At 49.0% G+C, this 6,553-nt stretch carries 5 protein-coding genes; all 5 read left to right on the plus strand.

Annotation, left to right across the window (positions count from 1 at the left end; genetic code table 11):
* Positions 1-1,696 (plus strand): NAD-glutamate dehydrogenase domain-containing protein (locus A3751_RS03750; protein ID WP_197466161.1); only part of this gene is annotated, 1,696 nt, incomplete at its 5' end.
* Positions 1,697-1,817: 121 nt separating this feature from the next.
* A complete protein-coding gene (tkt, locus tag A3751_RS03755) occupies positions 1,818-3,812 on the plus strand; it encodes a transketolase (RefSeq protein ID WP_068452279.1) in 1,995 nt (664 codons plus the stop codon).
* A 19-nt stretch (positions 3,813-3,831) separates the two neighbouring features.
* Positions 3,832-4,857: a type I glyceraldehyde-3-phosphate dehydrogenase gene (gap, locus tag A3751_RS03760; RefSeq protein WP_068452283.1), complete on the plus strand. Its 1,026-nt coding sequence runs from the start codon at positions 3,832-3,834 to the stop codon at positions 4,855-4,857.
* A 38-nt stretch (positions 4,858-4,895) separates the two neighbouring features.
* The gene (locus A3751_RS03765) at positions 4,896-6,059 is read left to right on the plus strand and encodes a phosphoglycerate kinase (RefSeq protein ID WP_068452286.1); all 1,164 of its coding nucleotides are present in this window, start codon (positions 4,896-4,898) and stop codon (positions 6,057-6,059) included.
* Positions 6,060-6,080: 21 nt separating this feature from the next.
* Positions 6,081-6,553, plus strand: a 473-nt coding sequence (locus tag A3751_RS03770; protein ID WP_197466162.1) for a class II fructose-bisphosphate aldolase, incomplete at its 3' end; no start/stop codon positions are given.

Consider the following 6,553-nt stretch of genomic DNA (forward strand, 5'->3'; position numbering starts at 1 on the left):
TGGAATTTTTAGTCGTGACGCAAAGTCCATCAAACTCACCCCAGAAATTAAAAAATGGCTAGGCCTTGACGTCGCTGCGCTCGCACCGACAGCATTGATACATGAGATATTAAAAGCTGACATGGATTTGTTATGGTTCGGCGGGATAGGAACCTACATTAAAGCGTCTCATGAGAGTCATGCAGATTGCGGAGACAAGGCGAATGACGGCCTTCGGGTTGATGCGAAAGACCTGAAAGTGAAAGTGATTGGTGAAGGTGGCAATTTAGGAATGACGCAGAATTCCCGAATTGAATTCGCCACCCAGGGCGGCTTGCTGAACACGGATTTCATTGATAATGCAGGGGGCGTTGATTGCTCTGACAACGAAGTGAATATCAAGATCTTGCTCAATGGTGTGGTAACAGCAGGAGATTTAACTGAAAAACAAAGAAATAGTCTGCTTTATGACATGACCGATGATGTAGCGGAACATGTTCTTCGACATAACTATAGGCAAACGCAAGCAATTAGTATTGCTAACTACGAAGCAGTAGCGCGTATCGAAGAATATCGACGGTTAATGAACTCGCTTGAGTCGGCAGGAAAGCTAAATCGTGAACTTGAGTTCCTTCCATCTGAGGAGCAAATGATCGAACGCAAATCCAATGGAAAAGGGTTGACGCGTCCTGAGCTTGCGGTGCTGATCTCTTATGTTAAAGGGGATATGAAGGAAGCGCTTAATCAAGAGTGCTTTACTGCGGACGACTACGTTTCGTCAGAGATACACCGAGTATTTCCAGCTCGCTTGAGTAAAAAGTTTAAAAAAGAGATCGACAATCATCAGTTGCATAGTGAAATTGTCGCAACGCAAGTTGCTAACGATATGATCAACCACATGGGGATTTCGTTTGTGGCGCGCTTGAACAACTCTACGGGGGCGAATGCAACATCGATTGCCATGGCTTACCTCATTGCGCGGGATGTTTTTAAACTAGATCATTGGTGGGAGACGATCGAAGGTCTTGATTATAAAGTGTCTGCCGCCACACAAATTGAGATGATGACCCAGCTCATGTCGCTCATGCGCAGGGCTGTACGATGGTTGATTAGAAATCGACGCTCTGAGCTCAAGGTGCTTGCCGACATAGAGCGCTTCTCAAAAGGTGTGACTCAAATTTCTAGCGATTTGCATAAATACTTAAGAGGTAGTGTTAAAGATCGCTGGGAGCAGAGACACCAATCGCTTGTGGAGGAAGGTGTGCCAGAGGATGTTGCAGGCCTTGTTTCAGGAGCGAGCTTTACCTACGCCGCCCTTGGCATCATTGAAGCGCATGAAAGTTCGAGCGCCTCATTAGAGAGAGTGGCTGAGGTCTACTACAGCATTGGCGATTATCTTGATTTGAATTGGTTTGCGCAGCAGATCGACTCGCTGACGCCTTCTACTCATTGGCAGGCGCTGGCTCGTGAGGCGTTTCGAGAGGACTTGGATTGGCAGCAGCGGGCGTTAACGGTCGGCTTGCTTAATATGAAGGGCTCTCCGAAGGATATGCAAAAACGCATCGACTCTTGGATGGAGCAGCATTCTGACTTGGTTTCCCGTTGGCAGCAAACGCTTACCGAGCTGAAGGCAACCGACGATGCCGAATACGCAATGTACTCAGTTGCCTTACGAGAGCTTCTTGATCTCGCACAAAGTACAACGCACGCCAGCTAGCGAGAATCTGAGTTATTTTGCCACCGCATAGCGGTGGCTGTTGCTCAGCCATCACATTTAAGCGAAAATACACGCGCTTTTTTCAAGCAGATTCAATTATTCAATTCCTGGGAGATCATCGATGCCATCACGCCGTCATCTAGCGAACGCCATTCGCGCTTTAAGTATGGACGCAGTTCAGAAAGCCAAGTCAGGCCACCCCGGTGCGCCGATGGGTATGGCGGATATCGCAGAAGTATTATGGAACGGCCATTTAAATCACAATCCTGCGAACCCAGACTGGGCAAATCGCGACCGCTTTGTTCTGTCAAATGGTCACGGCTCTATGCTTATTTATTCGCTATTGCACCTTACTGGCTATGATCTCAGCATTGATGACCTAAAAAATTTCCGACAGTTGCACTCCAGAACTCCGGGTCACCCGGAATATGGCTATGCCCCTGGTGTTGAAACGACGACAGGTCCGCTTGGGCAAGGCATCGCGAATGCTGTTGGCATGGCGATCGCTGAAAAATCGCTTGCGGCGCAATTTAATCGTGATGGCCATGAGATTGTTGACCATTATACTTATGCGTTTACAGGCGATGGCTGCTTGATGGAAGGTATTTCTCACGAAGTATGTTCACTGGCTGGCACCTTAGGCTTGGGCAAACTGGTCGTCTTTTACGATGACAACGGCATTTCTATCGATGGTGAAGTTGAAGGTTGGTTCACTGACGATACTCCGAAGCGATTCGAATCATATGGCTGGCAAGTCATTCCAGCGGTAGATGGCCACGATTCAGATGCCATCGAAGCTGCGTTAGCGCAAGCGAAAGCCAACACAACACAGCCAACAATTATCTGCTGTAAAACAGTGATCGGTTTCGGCTCCCCAAATAAAGAAGGTAAAGAAGATTGTCACGGGGCCCCTCTTGGTGACGATGAGATCGTCCTAACCCGAGAAAAGCTTGGCTGGGAGCATGGCCCTTTTGAGGTTCCGGAAGACATTTATAGTGCATGGAACGCGAAAGACAAAGGTGCAGCATCAGAGGCGAGCTGGAATTCTCGTTTTGATACCTATGCATCAGCTTATCCAGATTTGGCGGTTGAGCTTAAACGACGCCTTGCTGGTGATCTACCTGCTGATTTCGCTGCGAAAGCGCAGGCTTATATTGAACAATGCCAACAGGACGGCAATACGGTTGCAAGTCGAAAAGCATCTCAAAATACTCTGAATGCGTTTGGTCCCTTGTTGCCAGAACTAATGGGCGGTTCAGCGGACTTGGCACCCTCCAACTTAACCATGTGGAGCGATTCTAAGGCCGTTACGGCGGATGATGCTTCGGGCAACTATCTACACTATGGTGTTCGCGAATTTGGTATGTCGGCGATCATGAACGGTATCGCCCTGCATGGTGGTTTTGTACCTTACGGTGCAACATTCTTGATCTTTATGGAATATGCGCGCAACGCTGTGCGCATGGCTGCGCTTATGAAGCAGCGTTCTATTTTTGTGTACACACATGACTCTATCGGTTTGGGTGAAGACGGCCCGACGCACCAGCCCGTCGAGCAAATGGCATCTCTGCGCACGACTCCGAATATGGATTGTTGGCGGCCCTGTGATGCTGTTGAGTCGGCGGTTGCTTGGAAAGCTGCAGTTGAGCGTAGAGACGGCCCTTCATCGCTTGTTTTTTCACGTCAAAACCTTCCGCATCAAGAGCGAAATGCTGATCAGGTTTCCGATATCGAGAAAGGAGCCTATGTTCTTAGAGACTGTTCAGGAACGCCTGATCTCATTCTTATTGCGACTGGTTCAGAAGTCGCGTTGGCCCAGCAAGCTGCAGACGAATTAAGCACCTCAGGCAAAAATGTGCGTGTGGTTTCGATGCCGTCTTCTGACGTTTTCGATCGTCAGAGTGCAGAGTATAAGCAGAGTGTTTTACCTCTTGATGTCACAGCCCGCGTTGCGATTGAAGCTGGAATTAGTGACTTTTGGTATAAATATGTCGGTTTGGACGGCCGCGTTATCGGCATGGAAACCTTTGGTGAGTCTGCACCTGCTAATTTGTTGTTTGAAGAGTTCGGTTTCACAGTCGAAAACGTGATTGCGACAGCAGAAGAGTTGCTTTAATTAGCCAAGGCGAACGTGTATGAAGTGGCGTATTGCCATTAATGGCTATGGCCGAATTGGGCAAAGCGTCTTAAGGGCGCTTTATTCGAGTAATGTGCGTAAATCCTGCGAGATAGTGGCGATTAATGAACTTGCGGATATCGATACGGTGGCGTATCTCACGCGCTACGATAGCACGCATGGTCGGTTCCGTTTGCCAGTTTCTGTGAAGGATAAGAATACACTTGAAGTCGATGGTGACGAGATAAACTTATCTCACTTCGAAGACCTTGATAGCTTAAGGTGGAAAGAACTTTCGGTTGATATCGTGCTCGAATGTACAGGTGTTTACGCGACTCGAGCCGATGCTCAGAAACATATAAATGCGGGCGCTAAGTTCGTATTGTTTTCTCAGCCCGCTAGTAGCGATGTTGATAAGACGGTTGTTTTTGGCGTTAATGAAGACACCATAACCCGAAATGATTTCATCGTTTCAAATGCATCTTGTACGACGAATGCAATTGTGCCCGTTCTCCACTCGCTTCACGAAAGTTTCGGTATCGCGTCAGGTAGCCTGATGACGATACACTCTGCAATGAATGATCAACCAATCATTGATGCATACCACCACAAAGACCTCCGGAGAACCCGAAGCGCAATGAGCAATATGGTCCCTGTTGAGACTGCGCTTGCAAAAGGGATCGAGCGTCTTTTACCAGAGCTAGAAGGGCGTTTAAATGCAGTCGCCATGCGAGTGCCGACGATCAACGTTTCTGCGATAGACCTTAACGTTGTTGTCGAGCGCGATGTTTCTGCTGCTGAAGTCAATGCTCTGCTCGCAGAGCGCGCTCGCACATCGTACTGCGGCGTGATGGCTTACACCGAAGAGCCCTTAGCTTCGAGCGACTTCATTCAAGATGCGCATTCTTGCACAATTGATGGCAGCCAGACTCGGGTTAGCCAAGGCAGTCTCGTTAAGGTTCTGGTTTGGTTTGATAATGAGTGGGGCTTCGCTAATCGCATGCTTGATGTGGCTGATCACTGGTGTCGTGAGTATTTGAATTAATTTAGTTTTGTTTTAGAACTTTTTGTAGGTAAAACCATATGAACGTTATCAAGATGTCTGACCTTGACCTGAAAGGGAAGCGCGTCCTTATTCGTGAGGACCTAAATGTCCCTGTAAAAGACGGTAAGGTGACCAGCGATGCTCGCATCCGCGCATCGCTTCCAACGATCCAGGCGGCGTGCGACGCAGGGGCTAAAGTGATGCTGATGTCCCATTTAGGGCGTCCGACTGAGGGCGAGTATGCAGACGAGTTCTCCTTGAAGCCCGTTGCGGAGCACCTCTCAGAGCTCTTAGGCAAGCCTGTGCCTTTGGTCAAGGAGCTGAAAGCTCCGGACGATATTAGCAGCGGCGATGTAGTGCTTTTTGAAAACGTTCGATTTAACAAGGGCGAGAAAAAAGACGATGAAGCGCTTTCCAAACTCTACGCCTCTTTGTGTGATGTATATGTAATGGACGCCTTTGGCACTGCACACCGAGCTCAGGCATCTACCCATGGTGTCGGGCGTTTTGCGCCTGTTTCGTGTGCAGGTCCATTACTCGCCGCTGAGCTAGACGCGTTAGGGAAAGCCTTGCAGACGCCTAAGCGGCCACTCGTGGCGATCGTTGGTGGCTCAAAAGTCTCTACTAAACTGACTGTGCTCGAATCGCTTTCAGAGAAAGTCGATCAATTAATAGTCGGTGGTGGTATTGCGAATACATTCTTAGCTGCGGCAGGTAAACCAGTCGGTAAGTCGCTTTATGAAGCCGACCTTTTAGATAATGCACGTGTGCTTGCATCGAAAACCTCGATCCCGACACCTGTTGATGTCGTTGTTGGTCAAGAGTTCTCCGAAACAGCTGTTGCCACCGCAAAAGCCGCTGATGATGTGACGGATGCGGATATGATCTTTGATGTTGGTCAGCAAACGTCGGCACAATTTGCAGAGATTATTAAAAGTGCCGGAACCATCATATGGAACGGCCCTGTTGGCGTGTTCGAGTTTGATCAGTTTGGCGAAGGCACGAAAGCGCTGTCCGAAGCGATTGCAGCGAGCGACGCATTCTCGATTGCTGGCGGAGGTGACACACTCGCAGCGGTTGATAAGTACGGGATTGCTGATAAGGTTTCTTATATTTCCACAGGTGGTGGCGCTTTCCTTGAGTTTGTAGAAGGCAAGACACTGCCAGCGGTCGCGATGCTAACAGAGCGCGCGCAACAATAATTTTCTTCAGGAGCGAAAAAAATGGCTTTAATTAGTATGCGACAAATGCTGGACCATGCCGCGGAGCATGGTTACGGCGTTCCGGCTTTTAACGTAAATAACCTCGAGCAAATGCGCGCGATTATGGAAGCGGCAGATCAAACCGATAGCCCGGTAATTGTTCAGGCATCTGCAGGAGCACGAAAGTATGCAGGTGCACCATTCTTGCGTCACCTTATTCTCGCCGCGATTGAAGAATTTCCGCACATTCCGGTTGTCATGCACCAAGACCACGGCACGTCCCCTTCGGTTTGCCAGCGTTCAATACAACTCGGTTTTTCATCGGTCATGATGGATGGTTCTCTGGGAGAAGACGGTAAGACGCCCACAGATTATGAATACAATGTTGATGTTACTCGCCGCACTGTTGAGATGGCGCATGCGTGTGGTGTCTCGGTAGAAGGTGAGTTGGGCTGCCTAGGTTCTCTGGAGACGGGGCAGGCCGGAGAAGAAGA

Source organism: Oleiphilus sp. HI0080, from assembly GCF_001635135.1.

Excerpts from the sequence above, each read along its gene's own strand:
- gap (WP_068452283.1), top strand. The coding sequence starts at position 3,832 with ATGAAGTGGCGTATTGCCATTAATGGCTATGGCCGAATTGGGCAAAGC.
- A3751_RS03765 (WP_068452286.1), top strand. The coding sequence starts at position 4,896 with ATGAACGTTATCAAGATGTCTGACCTTGACCTGAAAGGGAAGCGCGTC.
- tkt (WP_068452279.1), top strand. The coding sequence starts at position 1,818 with ATGCCATCACGCCGTCATCTAGCGAACGCCATTCGCGCTTTAAGTATG.